This window comes from Rhodococcus gannanensis, assembly GCF_042681175.1.
GTDB classification, from domain to species: domain Bacteria; phylum Actinomycetota; class Actinomycetes; order Mycobacteriales; family Mycobacteriaceae; genus Rhodococcus_G; species Rhodococcus_G gannanensis.
The window spans coordinates 139,679-155,015 of sequence record NZ_JBHUFB010000013.1 but is presented as its reverse complement, the minus strand read 5'-3'; the positions used below and the strand labels follow the sequence as shown (position 1 = coordinate 155,015).

General features: G+C 68.1%; 13 protein-coding genes. 10 read left to right on the top strand and 3 right to left on the bottom strand.

Annotated features, from left to right (window positions below):
* Positions 1 to 79 precede the first annotated feature (79 nt).
* On the top strand, positions 80 to 565 hold the full coding sequence (locus ACFSJG_RS17925; RefSeq protein ID WP_378486594.1) for a GbsR/MarR family transcriptional regulator: 486 nt from the start codon (positions 80 to 82) through the stop codon (positions 563 to 565).
* A 37-nt stretch (positions 566 to 602) separates the two neighbouring features.
* Here ACFSJG_RS17925 and ACFSJG_RS17920 read toward each other — a convergent pair whose 3' ends face one another.
* Positions 603 to 1,625 carry an iron-siderophore ABC transporter substrate-binding protein gene (locus ACFSJG_RS17920; protein ID WP_378486593.1) on the bottom strand — a complete coding sequence of 341 codons (1,023 nt, stop codon included), beginning with the start codon at positions 1,623 to 1,625 and terminating at the stop codon, positions 603 to 605.
* Between the two features lie 121 nt (positions 1,626 to 1,746).
* Between ACFSJG_RS17920 and ACFSJG_RS17915 the strand changes: the two genes are divergently transcribed.
* The 4 genes from ACFSJG_RS17915 (at position 1,747) to ACFSJG_RS17900 (ending at position 6,519) form a co-directional block, all read left to right on the top strand.
* Positions 1,747 to 2,706: a siderophore-interacting protein gene (locus tag ACFSJG_RS17915; RefSeq protein ID WP_378486592.1), complete on the top strand. Its 960-nt coding sequence runs from the start codon at positions 1,747 to 1,749 to the stop codon at positions 2,704 to 2,706.
* 216 nt (positions 2,707 to 2,922) lie between these two features.
* Positions 2,923 to 3,933, top strand: coding sequence for a PHP domain-containing protein (locus ACFSJG_RS17910; protein WP_378486591.1), 1,011 nt, complete (start codon positions 2,923 to 2,925; stop codon positions 3,931 to 3,933).
* 59 nt (positions 3,934 to 3,992) lie between these two features.
* Positions 3,993 to 5,192: a lipase family protein gene (locus ACFSJG_RS17905; protein WP_378486590.1), complete on the top strand. Its 1,200-nt coding sequence runs from the start codon at positions 3,993 to 3,995 to the stop codon at positions 5,190 to 5,192.
* Positions 5,193 to 5,250: 58 nt separating this feature from the next.
* Entirely contained in the window at positions 5,251 to 6,519 is a 1,269-nt protein-coding gene (locus tag ACFSJG_RS17900; protein ID WP_378486856.1) for a uracil-xanthine permease family protein, read from the top strand.
* A 54-nt stretch (positions 6,520 to 6,573) separates the two neighbouring features.
* On the opposite strand, the gene ACFSJG_RS17895 is transcribed toward ACFSJG_RS17900, so the two are convergent.
* On the bottom strand, positions 6,574 to 7,650 hold the full coding sequence (locus tag ACFSJG_RS17895) for an AraC family transcriptional regulator (protein WP_378486589.1): 1,077 nt from the start codon (positions 7,648 to 7,650) through the stop codon (positions 6,574 to 6,576).
* 209 nt (positions 7,651 to 7,859) lie between these two features.
* Between ACFSJG_RS17895 and ACFSJG_RS17890 the strand changes: the two genes are divergently transcribed.
* From ACFSJG_RS17890 to ACFSJG_RS17870, 5 genes are all read left to right on the top strand, one after another.
* Positions 7,860 to 8,987, top strand: a complete 1,128-nt coding sequence (locus ACFSJG_RS17890) for an NDMA-dependent alcohol dehydrogenase (RefSeq protein WP_378486588.1) — start codon at positions 7,860 to 7,862, stop codon at positions 8,985 to 8,987.
* Between the two features lie 48 nt (positions 8,988 to 9,035).
* Positions 9,036 to 10,445 carry an aldehyde dehydrogenase family protein gene (locus ACFSJG_RS17885; RefSeq protein WP_378486587.1) on the top strand — a complete coding sequence of 470 codons (1,410 nt, stop codon included), beginning with the start codon at positions 9,036 to 9,038 and terminating at the stop codon, positions 10,443 to 10,445.
* Positions 10,446 to 10,561: 116 nt separating this feature from the next.
* Positions 10,562 to 11,521 carry an alpha/beta hydrolase gene (locus ACFSJG_RS17880; protein ID WP_378486586.1) on the top strand — a complete coding sequence of 320 codons (960 nt, stop codon included), beginning with the start codon at positions 10,562 to 10,564 and terminating at the stop codon, positions 11,519 to 11,521.
* Between the two features lie 3 nt (positions 11,522 to 11,524).
* Positions 11,525 to 13,117: a flavin-containing monooxygenase gene (locus ACFSJG_RS17875; RefSeq protein ID WP_378486585.1), complete on the top strand. Its 1,593-nt coding sequence runs from the start codon at positions 11,525 to 11,527 to the stop codon at positions 13,115 to 13,117.
* A 113-nt stretch (positions 13,118 to 13,230) separates the two neighbouring features.
* On the top strand, positions 13,231 to 14,373 hold the full coding sequence (locus ACFSJG_RS17870; RefSeq protein ID WP_378486584.1) for an acyl-CoA dehydrogenase family protein: 1,143 nt from the start codon (positions 13,231 to 13,233) through the stop codon (positions 14,371 to 14,373).
* A gap of 100 nt (positions 14,374 to 14,473) precedes the next feature.
* On the opposite strand, the gene lexA is transcribed toward ACFSJG_RS17870, so the two are convergent.
* A complete protein-coding gene (gene lexA, locus ACFSJG_RS17865; protein ID WP_378486583.1) occupies positions 14,474 to 15,175 on the bottom strand; it encodes a transcriptional repressor LexA in 702 nt (233 codons plus the stop codon).
* Positions 15,176 to 15,337 lie beyond the last annotated feature (162 nt).

Below are 15,337 nucleotides of genomic sequence, written 5' to 3'. Positions count from 1 at the left end.
TCCTCAGGGGTTCCGGGCACCGACGAACAGTAGTCGGTCGCGGTGTGGTCCCTTTCGTTGCGGTGATTGAATGTGCGCCATGAGTGCGGCTGCGGGTGGTGAGGGAACCGTCGAAGGCTTCGTGGAACGGTTCGCCGACTACTGGTCCGCGGCGGGGGCGTCTCGGATAGAAGGGCTTATCGCCGGTTACCTGCTGGTGGACGAGTCCGACGGGGTGGCTCCGGCGGAACTCGTCGAGGCGTTGGGAATCAGTCGGGGATCGGTGTCGACCTACACCCGGCAACTCGTCGACAGGGGGTTCGTGCGTCGGGTGCGCAAACGGGGGGACCGCTCGCACTACTTCGTGATGGACACCGATGTGTGGGCGGGATTCCTGGCGGCGGAGCAGGTGTACCTGCACAACCAGCTCCGCCTCGCCGAGGAGACTCTCCCTTTCGTTCGGGAGGGGAGCCTCGCGTGGCATCGGGTGCGGAACATGCGCGACTACATGGGCTGGCTCGTCGACGCGCGGCTGGGCAGCGAGTGGGATCGCTTCAAACGAGAGCGAGATGCGCGACCGGAGTGACGGAAACGCTTCCTGCGGAAAGATTTCCGCCGCCTCGTCAACGGTCGAGCTTCGCGACGGCCTCGTCGATCAGCGGGACGAATCGCTCGATCGTCCACGGCACGGTCAAGGGATTGATGATCGAGGAACCGGTGACGAACGACTGCTCGGTGGGCGCAACGACGGAGCCGCGCGCGACCGCGGGAATCTGCCGGTACACGGGCTGGGCCTCGACGTCGGTGCGGTTCGCCGCGTCGGAGTAGAACGTGAAAATCAGGTCGGAGCCCGTGAGCAGGTGTGCGTTCTCGAGGCCGATCACGGCGGAGTCGGTGCCCGACACCTCGTATCCGCGGAGGGTGTCCACCACGGGATCGACGGTGAGGCCGAGTGCGCTCACCATCGCCACCCGCTGTTCGGTCGGGAAGAACACACCGAGAGTGCCGGGCCCGGTGTTGTAGACGTAGGAGAACGTGATGCCCGCGTACTCGGGACGCGCGGATTCGGCGAGCTGCCTGTCGATGTCGGCGACGAGTCGGGCGCCGTCGTCGACCTGGCCCATGGCGCGAGCGATCGTCTCGATCTGCTGTTGCCAGGTGATCGTCCAGGCGACCTCGGGGTAGGCGACGGTCGGTGCGATCGCCGAGAGATGGTTGTACTGCTCCGGGGTGACGCCGGACCACGGTGCGAGGATGAGGTCCGGGTGGAGTGCCGCGATCGCCTCGATGTCCAGCTCGTTGCCGCCGGTGAACTGGGTCGGCAGGTCCGCGTCGCGCTCGTCGACCGCCTCGTGGATCCAGGGCATGTAGCCGGTCTCGTCGCTGCCCCACGGGTACTCCTCCATCCCGACCGGGACGGTGCCGAGCGCGATGGCGGTCTCCGTCGAGCCCTGCCCGAGGGTGACGATTCGTTCGGGCTTCTCGCTGATCACGGCCTCGCCGAGGGCGTGTTCGATGGTCACCGTCTCGAATGCTTCCGCCGCCGCTGTGTGCGTCGTGTCGTTGCTCGAGTTCGAACACGCGGTCAGTGCGAGGAGTGCGGACGCGACAGCGGCCACTCGTCGGAAGCGGGTCCTGCTGGTCATGCGGGAAGGTCCTCTCGGTGGTGCATCGGTCGGGCGCGCCGAGTGTAGGCTTCCCTAAGTTGAACTATCAAATCTTTTGAAAGTTCGTGACGTGAGCCCGACGTTCCCGCGAAGGAGACCGATGCCCGAGACGAGCGCCGCCCCTGATCGGCCCGGCTACCGCCCCTACCGTGCGACGGTGACCGCAGTCCGACGACTGACTCCGACCTTCGTCCGGGTCAGCTTCACCGGCCCGCACTTCGAGCACTTCGCCGATCACGCTCGCGATCAGCGAGTCAAGGTGGTGTTCCCGAAGGACGACCACTGCTACTCGGATCTCGGAGTCGACGACGAGGATGCCGTCCTGCGCGGGGACTGGTACGCGCGGTGGCGTGCCCTGCCCGAAGAGCGGCGCAGCCCGTTCCGCACCTACACGGTGCGGGCCGTCGACACCGCATCCCGACGCGTCGACGTCGACTTCGTCGGTCACGCCGAGCACGGGCACCCTGTCGGACCCGGCTCCGCATGGCTGCACTCCGCCGCACCCGGCGACGCCGTTGTCATCGTCGGGCCCGACGCGCGCAGCGAGCAGTCCCACGCCGGTATGGACTGGAAGCCGGGCAACGCCACCGAGCTGCTGCTCGTGGGTGACGAGACGGCGGCGCCCGCCATCGCGGGCATCCTGGAACGAATTCCCGTGCACTGTCGCGCCACGGCCCTGATCGAGGTGCCGGACCGCGGTGACGTGGTCCAGATCGCCAGCGCCGCCACCATCGACGTCCGCTGGCTTCCCCGGGAGGGCGGCGAGATCGGATCGCTCCTCGTCCCCGCGTTGCACGAGTGGCACCGCGCCGGTCGCACCGCGGTCGACGCGGCGCACGTCGATGCTGCGCAACCGCTCGACGATATCGACGTGGACTCCCAGATCCTGTGGGATTCACCGGAACCCGAACCGGCGGGCGAGTTCTACGCCTGGCTCGCGGGCGAGGCCGCGGTCATCAAACGGCTTCGCCGGCTCCTCGTCACCGACTGGGGATTCGACCGCAAACGGGTGGCCTTCATGGGCTACTGGCGACAGGGCGTCGCCGAACGCACCGGATGACACCTCGCGTCGCGGCAGATTTCAGGCGTCGAGGTCGGCGGCCGCCGGCTCGGCGACCTTCTCGAGGATGCGCTGATCCGCGCTGCTGGCGTCGGTGGATCTCGAACAGTGCCGCCGCGCTGCCGACGCGGCGCTCGCCGCCCCGGACCCGACCCTGGCACGCGAGAGGGTGGCCGAGATCCTGCGATAGCGCGGCGTATGGCTCAGGATGGGGGCATGGACCCCGTCGAGGCGTTACGGGAGATCGCGTTCTGGCTCGAGCGTGGCCGGGCCGAGACGCACCGGGTCAAGGCATACCGGCGCGCGGCCGACGTCGTCGAGGGGCTGAGTCCCGAGCAGCGTGACCGGTACGGACGCACCGAGACATGGACGGCTCTGCCAGGGATCGGGCCGAAGACCGCGACCGTGATCGCGCAGGCGTGGTCCGGCGAGGTGCCCGCGTACCTGTCCGAGGTGAAGGAGTCGGCCCAGCAGATCGGCGCCGGTGGACGCGAGCTCCTCGCCGCGCTCCGCGGTGACCTGCACACTCATTCTGACTGGTCCGACGGTGGCAGTCCGATCGCGGAGATGATGCGCCGGGCGGCGATGATCGGGCACGACTACTGTGCCCTCACCGATCACTCGCCGCGGCTGACGGTGGCGAACGGGCTGTCCGCCGACCGGCTGCGGCGACAACTCGAGGTCGTGGCGGAACTGAACGAGGAACTCGCGCCGTTCCGGATCCTCACCGGTATCGAGGTGGACATTCTCGACGACGGGACGCTCGATCAGGATCCGGCACTGCTCGCCGAACTCGACGTCGTCGTCGCGAGCGTGCACTCGAAACTGAGGATGGACCACGATGCGATGACGCGGCGAATGGTGCGGGCGGTCGCGAACCCGCTTGTCGACGTCCTCGGGCACTGCACGGGCAGGCTTGTCGAGGGCGGCCGCGGCACCCGCGGTGAGTCGGATTTCAACGCAGAGGTCGTGTTCGAGGCGTGCCGTCGGTTCGACACGGCGGTCGAGATCAACAGTCGACCGGAACGCCGTGATCCACCGTCGCGGCTCATTCGTGTCGCGCTGGAACGCGGCTGCCTGTTCTCGATCGACACGGACGCCCATGCACCGGGGCAACTCGACTTCCAGGGCTACGGATGCGAACGCGCGCAGGCGTGCGAGGTGCCGGCGGACCGGATCGTCAACACCTGGAACGTGGATCGCCTGCTCGAATGGACGAAAGCTTGACCATGTGGTTGAACAACTCGTAGGGTCGCGACACCGGGCCGCGACCGCGGCCGGTGCGCATGTCGAAAAGGAACACCGTGACCCGAACCATCCGCCGACGTACCGGCGCACTCGGCCTTGCACTGGCACTCGGAGGCGCGCTGCTCGGCGCCGCACCCGCACTCGCCGCACCCGCGTCCACCGCGCCCGGCACCGTCACCGCGAACGAGACCCTGCCCCGAGACCTCTGGTATCCGGGTTCCGCGAACGCGCACCGGCTCACCTACTGGACCACCGGGGCGACCGGTGAACCGGCGCTGAGCACCGGCACCGTCTTCGTCCCCGAGGGCGAGGCGCCCGAGGGGGGCTGGCCCGTGCTGTCGTGGGCGCACGGCACCGTCGGACTCGGTGACGACTGCGCGCCGTCCGTCGTCGGACCCGGAGCCCGTGAGCGCGACTTCGCCTACCTCGGAACGTGGCTCGACCAGGGCTACGCCGTCGTCGCCAGCGACTACGCCGGCCTCGGAACCCCCGGTACCATGCCCTACCTCGACGGCAAGGCGGAGGCACACAGCGTCGTCGACATGGTCAAGGCGGGCCGCGCCGTCGAGCCGTCGCTGTCGAACACCTGGGTCGCGATCGGACAGTCCCAGGGCGCAGGCGCCGCGATCACCACCGCCCGCTACGCCACCGAGTTCGGCGGACCCGAACTCGACTACCGCGGCGCAGTCGGCACCGGAGTTCCCGCCTACATCGAGAACATCGTCGCCCTCGCGGGCCCCGGCTTCCCGCCGGTGGCACTGCCCGGCGGTCTGACGGTCTACTCGCTCTACATCCTCGCCGGGCTCAACGCCGCGCACCCGGAACTCGGTATCCCGTCCCTCCTCAACGACTCCGGACGCGAGTGGCTCGCGAAGGCCGAAATCCTCTGCTACGACCCGCTCAAGAAGGAAGCGACCGGGCTGGTCGTCGGATCGTTGTTCGACAAGCCGCTCTCGACCATCCCGAACATCCAGGGCGTGCTCACCGACTACATGGGTGTCCCCGAAACCGGTTACGACAAGCCGTTCTTCATCGGACAGGGCCTCAAGGACACCGACGTCATCATGCCGTCGACGTTGCTCCTGGGCAGCACCCTCGCCCGCAACGGCGAGCCGCTGACGTTCAAGACCTACCCGACCGACCACAGCGGAACCATGGCAGCCTCCCTGCCCGACACCGTGCCGTTCGTCCGGGCACTGTTCGACGGCGAGACGCCCGCACCGTCGTTCGGGAGCTGATCGCGTAGGGCCGGCCGCCCGCACGCGCCCTAGGATCTGCCTCGTGACCAAACGAGACATGGCCGCGCGCGGCGGCTTCGGGTGGACCCTGCACGGCGACGGCCGGTCGATCACCGACGGTGAGGTCGTCGCCCCCGACGAGCGGCTCAGCTGGCCGCGGACCGTCGGAATCGGCATGCAGCACGTCATCGCGATGTTCGGTGCCACCCTCCTGGTACCGACGATCACCGGGTTCCCGGTCACCACCACCCTGCTGTTCTCCGGCATCGGTACCGCGCTGTTCCTGCTGATCACCCGGGGCAGGGTACCCAGCTACCTCGGGTCGTCCTTCGCGTTCATCGCGCCGCTCACCGCGTCCGCCGCCGACGGGCCTGCCGCGCAACTCGGCGCGGTGCTCAGCGTCGGCGTGGTGCTGATGCTCGTCGGCCTGCTCGTGAAGGCGGCAGGTGCCCGCGTCCTGGACGCGGTGATGCCCCCGATCGTCACCGGCGCGGTGGTGATGCTGATCGGACTGAACCTCGCGCCAGCCGCCGTCGGGTCGTTCGAGGCGCAACCACTCGTCGCGGGGGTCACCCTCGTGTCCGTGCTCGTCGTCACCGCGGCCGGCCCGGGACTGCTGGGCCGCCTCGGCATCCTCGTCGGTGTCGTCATCGGCTGGGTGTTCGCCGCCGTCACAGGTGAACTCGCCACCGACCGCGTCGACGCGCTGCGGGAGGCGGCCTGGATCGGCCTCCCCGAACTGCGCGGGCCCACCTTCGAATGGTCGGTGATCGCGCTCGCGCTGCCGGTGGTGATCGTGTTGATCGCCGAGAACGTCGGCCACGTCAAGGCCGTGTCCGCGATGACCGGACGCAACCTCGACGCCGTCGCCGGCGACGCACTCTTCGCGGACGGGCTCGCGACCACGCTCGCGGGCGCGGGCGGTGGTTCCGGTACCACCACCTACGCCGAGAACATCGGAGTGATGGCCGCGACCCGCGTCTACTCGACGGCCGCCTACTGGGTGGCAGCCGCGACCGCGATCGTCCTGGCGTTCTCGCCGAAGTTCGGCGCACTCGTCTTCACCGTCCCCGACGGCGTGATCGGCGGTGCCACCCTCGTGCTCTACGGACTGATCGGCATCCTCGGCGTCCGCATCTGGGCCGACGCGAAGGTCGACTTCACCGACCCCGTCAACCTCACCGTCGTCGCCGCCGCGATCGTCGCGGGCATCGGAGACCTCACCCTCTCCATCGGGTCCGTCGAACTCGGCGGCATCGCCTGGGGGTCGGTGGGCATCCTCGTCGGCTACCCGCTCATGAAATGGCTGGCGCGCTTCCGACGCTGAACCCGAACAGCGCTCGGTGCGGGGGCGGTGTCATGCGCGCTTCCAGCGGCGGCGTCATGCGCGCTTCCAGCGGCGGCGCGCCCGCACCACACTCGACCAGTCCTGGTACCCGAGTCGCCGGGCGATCTCGTGCCGGGGCACAGAACGTTCCCGCAGCAGGCTCTCCGCGACGCCGCGGCGCACCTCCTCGAGGAGCTCCCGGAACGTCGTGCCCTCGTGCTCGAGGTGCCGCCGCAGCGTGCGCGGTGCGTAGTGCAGCTGCATCGCCACCTCCTCCAGCGTCAGGTCCAGCGACGTCCGGTCGAGCAGGTGGGCGCGGACCTGGGCGGCGACGCCGGTGTGGTGGAGACGCTCGGCACGAATCCGTTCGCACTGAGCGACGAGGAGCTGCGCCGTGAGTGTGTTCGCCATCGGGGGCACCTCGTCGAGGTAACCGGCATCCAGCACGACCTCACTGCGGCCGCACCCGAACTCGATCGGCACTCCGAAGTAGTCCGAGTACACGCTCGTCGAACCGGGTCGACCGGCCTCGAGGCGGATCTCGCGCAACGGCACCCGGTCGGCGCCGGGAAAGATCTCGCGGTGCACCTGCACGACCGCTGCGACGTCCCGTTCCACCACGAACCACCGGATGTCCTCCGGTACGTCTTCGGCCTCGAAGGTGAGGACGTACCGACCGTCCGCGTCGATCCGTGCCGTCATGGTCGTGAACGCGAAGGTGAGCAGGGCGAAGTGCAGACCGTGCTCGACGGTGTCGCGGGCGGTCGCCGCCGCCGTGAGCAGGTATCCGAGATACCCGTAGGCGGTCAGGTGGTACAGCGACCCCAACTCGATCCCGACTCCCGGCCGTCCCGCGGTCGTGGACACCAGGTTTCGGATGACGGCCATCTCCTGGCGAGCCTCGACGAGCACCTCCGGATCGGTCAGCGACCGCTCGTCGATGCCCGATCCGCCCAGGAGGGTCGCCGCAGGGATGCCGTGCGCCGCGCCCCATTCGCACATGAGCGAGACGGACACCATCGTCCGGGGGTGGTCCCAGGGATCGGTGATTGCGGCGATGATCCGGTTCGACGCCTGCGTCACCGCAGGCGCCGGAGAGAGTTCGCGACGGACCACGGCGCCGGGGATCATGTGGCCAGTCTCACCGACGACGGTCGAAGCGTCAACGAGTTCTAGCGTGGCGTGCCGGGCCGCGGTGCGACCCACCGTGGCCGGAACTGTCGCGTTGTGGCCCGGACGGTCCTGGCCGATTTCCTGGGTGGCACCTACCGTGTGTGATCAGTGACACACATCACACATGAGGATGACTGTGTCTGTTGGCACACATGAGGAGGCGTTGCATGAAGGTCAAGGCTGCGATCGTCGAAGAGGTCGGCGCGCCCTGGAAGATCACCGAGGTGGAACTCGGCGACCCGGTCGCCGGTGAGGTCCAGGTCAAGCTGGCTGCGTCGGGCCTGTGCCATTCCGACGCGCACGTCGTCGCCGGCGACAGCCCGGTACCGTTCATGCCGGTTCTCGGCGGGCACGAGGGCGCGGGTGTCGTCACCAAGGTCGGGCCCGGTGTTACCGGACTCGAGGTGGGTGACCACGTCGTTCTGGCGTTCATCCCCGCCTGCGGAACCTGCCCGTCCTGCGCCACCGGCCTGCAGAATCTGTGCGACGAGGGTGCCGGCCTGCTCACCGGCCAGGCCATCTCGGACAAAACCTTCCGGGTGACCAAGGACGGTCAGCCGGTCATCCAGATGTGTCTGCTCGGGACGTTCGCGCCCTACGTCACCGTCAGCGAAGCCTCGGTCGTCAAGATCGAGAAGGACATCCCCCTCGAGGTGGCGGCGCTCCTCGGCTGTGGCGTCTCCACCGGCTGGGGATCCGCGACCGAGATCGGAAACACCCGTCCCGGCGACACCGTGGTCGTGATGGGCATCGGCGGCGTGGGTATCAACTCGGTCCAGGGCGCAAAGCACGCGGGCGCCCGGTTCGTCGTCGCGATCGACCCGATCGAGTTCAAGCGCAAGCAGGCACTGGACTTCGGGGCCACCCACACCTACGCCTCCGTCGACGAGGCGATGGCCGAACTGCCCGACCTCACCTGGGGCAAGATGGCCCAGGTCACGATCATCACCGTCGGCGAGATCCACGGCGAGCACATCCAGCAGGCGCTGAGCCTGACCGGGAAGGGCGGTCAGGTGATCGTCACCGGCATGGGCAACTTCGCGGCCCCGACCGTCGACCTCAACCTGTTCGAGCTCACCCTCCTCCAGAAGCGGGTCCAGGGCGCCATCTTCGGCGGTGTCGGTCCGCGCACCCAGATTCCCAAGCTGCTCGATCTCTACCGCACAGGGAACCTGAAGCTCGAGGAACTCGTGACGACGAAGTACCGCCTCGAGGACATCAACCAGGGGTACCAGGACATGTTCGACGGCAAGAACCTGCGCGGTCTCGTCGTCTACGGCGACGCCGACTACTGACGACCGCATCGACCTGACCGCATCGACGATTTCAGGAGCATCCGACACATGCAGATCCACGACAAGAACTACATCGACGGCAAGTGGACCGCCTCGTCCGGCACGCAGCGGATTCCCGTCACGAATCCGGCCACCGACGAGGTGATCGCCGAGGTGACGGCCGGTACCTCGGTCGACGTAGACACCGCCGTCGCCGCGGCCCGCGCCGCCTTCCCCGCATGGTCGGCGACGCCGGCCTCGGAGCGTGCCGACTACCTCGCTGCGATCGCAGGCAAGATCGCCGAGCGGTCGGAAGAACTCGCGCGGACGATCTCGTCCGAGATGGGCTGCCCGATCTCCGTCGCGCGGGCCGTCCAGACGCCGTTGCCGATCAACAGTTTCGCGGAAGCCGCGAACATCGTGCGGGAGTACGAGTTCGAGGGCGAGCACCGCGGATCGACGGTCGTCCGTGAGCCTTTCGGTGTACTCGGCGCCATCACGCCGTGGAACTATCCGCTGCACCAGATCGCGCTCAAGGTGGCGTACGGACTCGCAGCGGGCAACACCGTCGTCGTCAAGCCCAGCGAGGTGACGCCGCTGTGCGCGATCACGCTGACCGAGATCGTCGACGAGGTCGGTCTCCCGCCGGGCGTCTTCAACATCGTCTTCGGCACCGGCGCCGAGGTCGGTGAGGCGATCGCCGGTCACGACGACGTCGACGTCGTCAGCTTCACCGGCTCCACCCGGGCGGGTAAGCGCGTGTCGGAAGTGGCGGCGCGCAACGTCAAGAAGGTGTCGCTGGAACTGGGCGGCAAGAGTCCCAACGTTGTGCTCGACGACGCGGACCTCGCCGCCGTCGTCCCCGCCTCGGTCCAGATGATGATGATGAACTCCGGCCAGACGTGCACCGCGCTGACCCGCATGATCGTCCCGCGCGACAAGGTCGCCGAGGTCGAGGCGCTCGCGAAGGCGACCGCAGACGCCCTCCCCGTCGGTGACCCGACCGACGACGGAACCGCCGTCGGCCCGTTGTCCTCCCGGGCACAGCAGAAGCGGGTGCTCGGGTTCATCAAAACCGGAATCGACGAGGGCGCACGGCTCGTGACCGGAGGGGCGACCGACGTCGACGCTCCCGGCGCGTTCGTCCGGCCCACCGTATTCTCCGACGTCACCGAGGACATGACGATCCACCAGGAGGAGATCTTCGGTCCCGTTCTGTCGATCGTCGCGTACGACAGCGAGGAGGAGGCCGTCCGGATCGCGAACAACACCGACTACGGCCTGGCCGGAGCCGTGTGGGGTTCGCCGGAACGTGCCGAGAAGATCGCCCGCCGGATCCGTGCCGGCCAGGTCCAGGTCAACGCGGGTGCCTTCAACCCCAACGCGCCGTTCGGCGGTTACAAGCAGTCCGGTCTCGGACGCGAGGCGGGCGAGTACGGACTCGAGGAGTTCCTCGAGGTGAAGTCCATCCAGCGCTGATCACGCGTTCCGCGCCGCGCTGAATCGGGCGCACCGCGTCGCAGTGACCTCTCGACGCCCCACGCCGGGCCGTTGCCCGGCGTGGGGTTCGTCGACGACGGAAGGGAGTGACCCGCATGCCTCTCGAACCCGTGTCCCTGGCGTTGCTCACGCAGCTCGCCGAAACCCGCGACCCCCCGATCCACGAAGGAACACCGGCCCTGGCCAGGATGGCGGGCCCGATCTTCGCGGGCATGAGCGGTCGCGGGCCGGACGTCGCACGCGTCCGCAATCTCAAGCTCGACACCCCTGACGGCGGCCGGATCCGCGTCCGCGTCCTCGAACCCGAGGGTGAATCCCGTTCGGTCGTCGTCTACTTCCACGGCGGCGGCTGGGTGATCGGTGACATCGACCTCCAGTACGACCACGTCGCCCGCGACCTGGTGAACCTCACCCGGTCGACCGTCGTCCTGGTGAACTACCGCAAGGCCCCCGAGCATCCCTTCCCTGCGGCGATCGAGGACAGCTATCTCGGATTGTGCTGGGCGGCCGAGCATCTGGAGGGACATGCGCCGGCGGGTGTGCCGCTGATCGTCGCCGGCGACAGTGCGGGCGGCAACATCGCCGCGGTGATGACGCAGTGGGCCCGCGACCGCGGCGGTCCGCGGATCGACTTCCAGGTGCTGGTCTACCCGGTTACCGACTGCGACTTCGACCGCCCGTCGTACGTGGCGCCGGAGAACCAGCTGCTGCTCAGCCGGGACACGATGATCTGGTTCTGGGGGCACTACCTCTCGAATGCGGAGTCGAGGACGAGTCCCGATGCGTCACCACTGCGGGCGCCCTCTCTCGCCGGGCTGCCACCCGCGCTCGTGTACGTCGCCGAATGCGACCCACTGCACGACGAGGGCGTGGCATACGCGCGGGCACTCGCGGACGCCGGCGTGGCCGTCGTCCTGGAGGAGGCTGCCGGGCAGATGCACGCCTACTTCCAGATGGCGGACATCCTGCCGGGCTACCGGACCGGCGTCGAACTCGTCGCCGACCACATCGGGAAGTTCCTCGCCGGGTACACGCCCGGCGGTCAGGAGGGATGAGACATGGCCGACCACGACGTCACCGTCATCGGCGCCGGATTCGCCGGCCTCTACCAGCTCCACCGGCTCCGGGAACTCGGGTTCGACACCCGCGTGATCGAGGCCGGCCCCGAGGTCGGCGGCACCTGGTACTGGAACCGCTACCCGGGCGCCCGCTGCGACATCGAGTCGGTGGAGTACTCATACTCCTTCGACCCGCAGCTCGAGCAGGAGTGGAACTGGACGGAACGCTACGCGGCGCAACCGGAGATCCTCGACTACATCCGGCACGTCGCCGACCGCTACGACCTGCGCCGCGACATCACGTTCGACACCCGGGTCACCGCGCTGGAATTCGACGACGCCACCAACGAATGGACCGTCGGCACCGACGGGGGCGAGCGGTTCACGAGCCGCTTCGTGATCGCCGCGACCGGGTGCCTCTCGGTACCGACCAGGCCGGAGTTCGACGGACTCGAGAACTTCGGCGGTGACACGTACTGGACCTGGGACTGGCCCGAGCAGGGCGTCGACCTGACCGGCAAGCGAGTCGCTGTCGTCGGGACGGGTTCGTCGGGCCTGCAGACGATCACGGCCATCGCCCCGGTCGTCGGATCCCTGACGGTCTTCCAGCGCACGCCGTCCTATGCGGTGCCCGCACACAACCACGCGATCGACGATCTGCTCGCCGAGGTGAAGCGGCACTACCCGGAGTTTCGGCAGGTGAGCCGCCTGACCCGCGGGGGAGCGCAGTGCGGGGAGGGGGCGGCGCTGCCGCCGTTCTTCGAGGACCTCGACGACGGAACGGTCACGTCCGAGCTCGAACGACGCTGGGACAACGGCGGACTGTGCTATCAACAGTCGTTCTTCGATCTGCTCCTCGACCCGGACGCGAACGACCGTGCCGCCGAGTACGCTCGCGCCCGGATCCGGGCGAAGGTGAACGACCCCGTTGTCGCGGAGAAGCTCACGCCGCGCTCGTACCCGATCGCTGCGAAACGGATGTGCGTCGACACCGGGTACTTCGAGGTCTACAACCAGGACAACGTCGAACTCGTGGATCTGCGCGAGGAGCCTCTCGCGCGGTTCACAGAACGGGGAATCGTCGCGGGCGGCACGGAACGCGAGTTCGACGTGATCGTCCTCGCGACCGGGTACGACGCGATGACCGGCGCGCTGAACGCGATCGACATCCGTCACGGCGACCGCACCCTGCGCGAGAAGTGGGCGGACGGCCCCCGCACCTATCTGGGGTTGATGTCCGCGGACTTCCCGAATCTCTTCACGGTCACGGGTCCGCAGAGCCCGTCGGTGCTGTCGAACATGATGACCTCCATCGAGTACCACGTCGACTGGATCACGGACCTCCTCGTGCACCTGCGCGACCGCGGTGCGGTGCGCGTCGAACCCGAGGTGGAGGCCGAGGACAACTGGGTGAACACCACCAACGACGTCGCCGACCTCACCCTCTTTCCGCAGGCGGCGTCCTGGTACATGGGTGCCAACGTGCCCGGCAAGCGGCGGGTGTTCCTGCCGTTCGCGGCGGGAGTGGGGGCCTACAAGCAGATCGGTGACGGCATCGCCGTCGCGGGCTACCACGGTTTCGAGGTGGCCTGACGGACCGGTGGCCGCCGCGCCACCGCGATACGTTCCGACGTGCCGTGGCGGTCACACTTTCCGCTCGCTCCGGTCATCGACCGGTCCGCGCGGTGCGACCTAGCCTGGGGCCCATGGAACGCACCCTCTTCGAGCCCGAGCACGAACTCTTCCGTGAGTCCTACCGCAAGTTCCTCGACCTCGAGGTCGCTCCCCACCACGACCGGTGGGAGGAGCAGAACATCGTGGACCGCGAGGTCTGGAAGAAGGCGGGTGAGCAGGGCTTCCTCGGCATGGCGGTGCCGGAGGAGTACGGCGGCGGCGGGGTCCTCGACTTCCGCTACAACACGATCGTCACCGAGGAGACCACCCGTCGCGGGTTCAGCGGCATCGGCTTCATGCTCCACAACGACGTCGTCGCCCCGTACCTGATGGACCTCGCGACAGAGGAGCAGAAGCGACGCTGGCTGCCGGGATTCTGTTCCGGCGAGATCATCACCGCGATCGCGATGACGGAGCCGGGCACCGGATCCGACCTGCAGGGCATCAAGACCCGCGCGGTGAAGGACGGCGACCACTGGATCCTCAACGGATCCAAGACGTTCATCACGAACGGCATCAACGCCGACCTGGTGATCGTCGTCGCGCAGACCGATCCCGAGAAGGGCGCGCAGGGATTCTCGCTGCTCGTCGTCGAGCGCGGCATGGACGGCTTCGAGCGTGGCCGCAATCTCGACAAGATCGGGCTCAAGGCGCAGGACACCGCCGAGCTCAGCTTCACCGACGTTCGGGTGCCCGCGGCGAACCTGCTCGGTGAGGAGGGGATGGGCTTCATCTACCTGATGAAGAACCTTCCGCAGGAACGGCTCTCGATCGCCGTCGTCGCCGCGGCCGCGATGGAGTCGGCCCTGGAGATGACAGTTCAGTACGTTCGCGACCGCAAGGCCTTCGGCAAGTCGATCGGCAGCTTCCAGAACACCCGCTTCGAACTGGCGGACATGGCCACGCAGACGCAGATCGCGCGCGTCTTCGTCGACAAGTCGATCGAGCTGCTGAACGAGAACAAGCTCACCGTCCAGGAAGCCGCGATGGCCAAGTACTGGACCACCGACCGTCAGGTGGAGCTCATCGACCGCTGCCTCCAGCTGCACGGCGGCTACGGCTACATGCGGGAGTACCCGATCGCGAAGGCATACATGGATTCTCGCGTGCAGAAGATCTACGGCGGTACCAGCGAGATCATGAAGGAGATCATCGGGCGCGGCCTGAACCTCTGATCGCCGGATCGCCACACAGGAACCTGTGAGGGGCCACTCGGGGCCGTGACGGAATCATCCGCCACGGCCCCGAGTGGGTTCACACCGGTTGTCGGGGGGCTCAGATCTTTCGCATCACGGTGACGACCTTGCCGAGGATCTGCGCGTCGTTACCGGGGATGGGCTCGAACAACTCGTTGTGCGGCATCAGCCACACCTGACCCTTGGTGCGCTTGAACGTCTTGACTGTCGCCTCGCCGTCGATCATCGCGGCGACGATGTCGCCGTTCTCCGCAACGGACTGCTGACGCACGACCACCCAGTCGCCGTCGCAGATGGCCGCGTCGATCATCGACTCGCCGACCACCTTCAGGAGGAACAGCGAACCCTGGCCGACCAGCTCGCGCGGAAGCGGGAAGACGTCCTCGACGGCTTCCTCCGCCAGGATCGGGCCGCCTGCTGCGATTCGGCCGAGAACCGGGACCATCGCGGGCTTCGCCGAATCGAGTTCGGCCACGTCGCCCGCGGTGGTGTCCGCGCCGGTCGGTGCGTCGTCGAGTCCGCGAACGTCGACCGCCCGCGGCCGGTTGGCGTCGCGTCGCAGCAGCCCCTTCCGCTCGAGGGTGCGCAACTGGTGCGCGACGGAGGAGGTGGACGTCAGTCCGACCGCGTCGCCGATCTCCCGGATGCTGGGCGGATACCCGCGCTCACTGACCGACTCCCGGATCACCTCCAGAACGCGCCGCTGCCGATCCGTTAGCCCCGCCGTGGCGGATGGGCCGGTGCCGGCCGTCGCGCCGTCGCTGGAGCTGTCGTCCTTCATGGAGCCTCCTGGCCTCGTCTTCTCGTGTGGTGCCGTCGTCTCGTGCCGTGTGCCGGGCGGGTCGGGTGTGACGCCTGCGCGTGATGTGGTCTCTGGCACGAATCTAGACGGAAATCTCGAATCGATCAAACATCTGTTCGACTTTTTCGCCTCGCGGGGGCG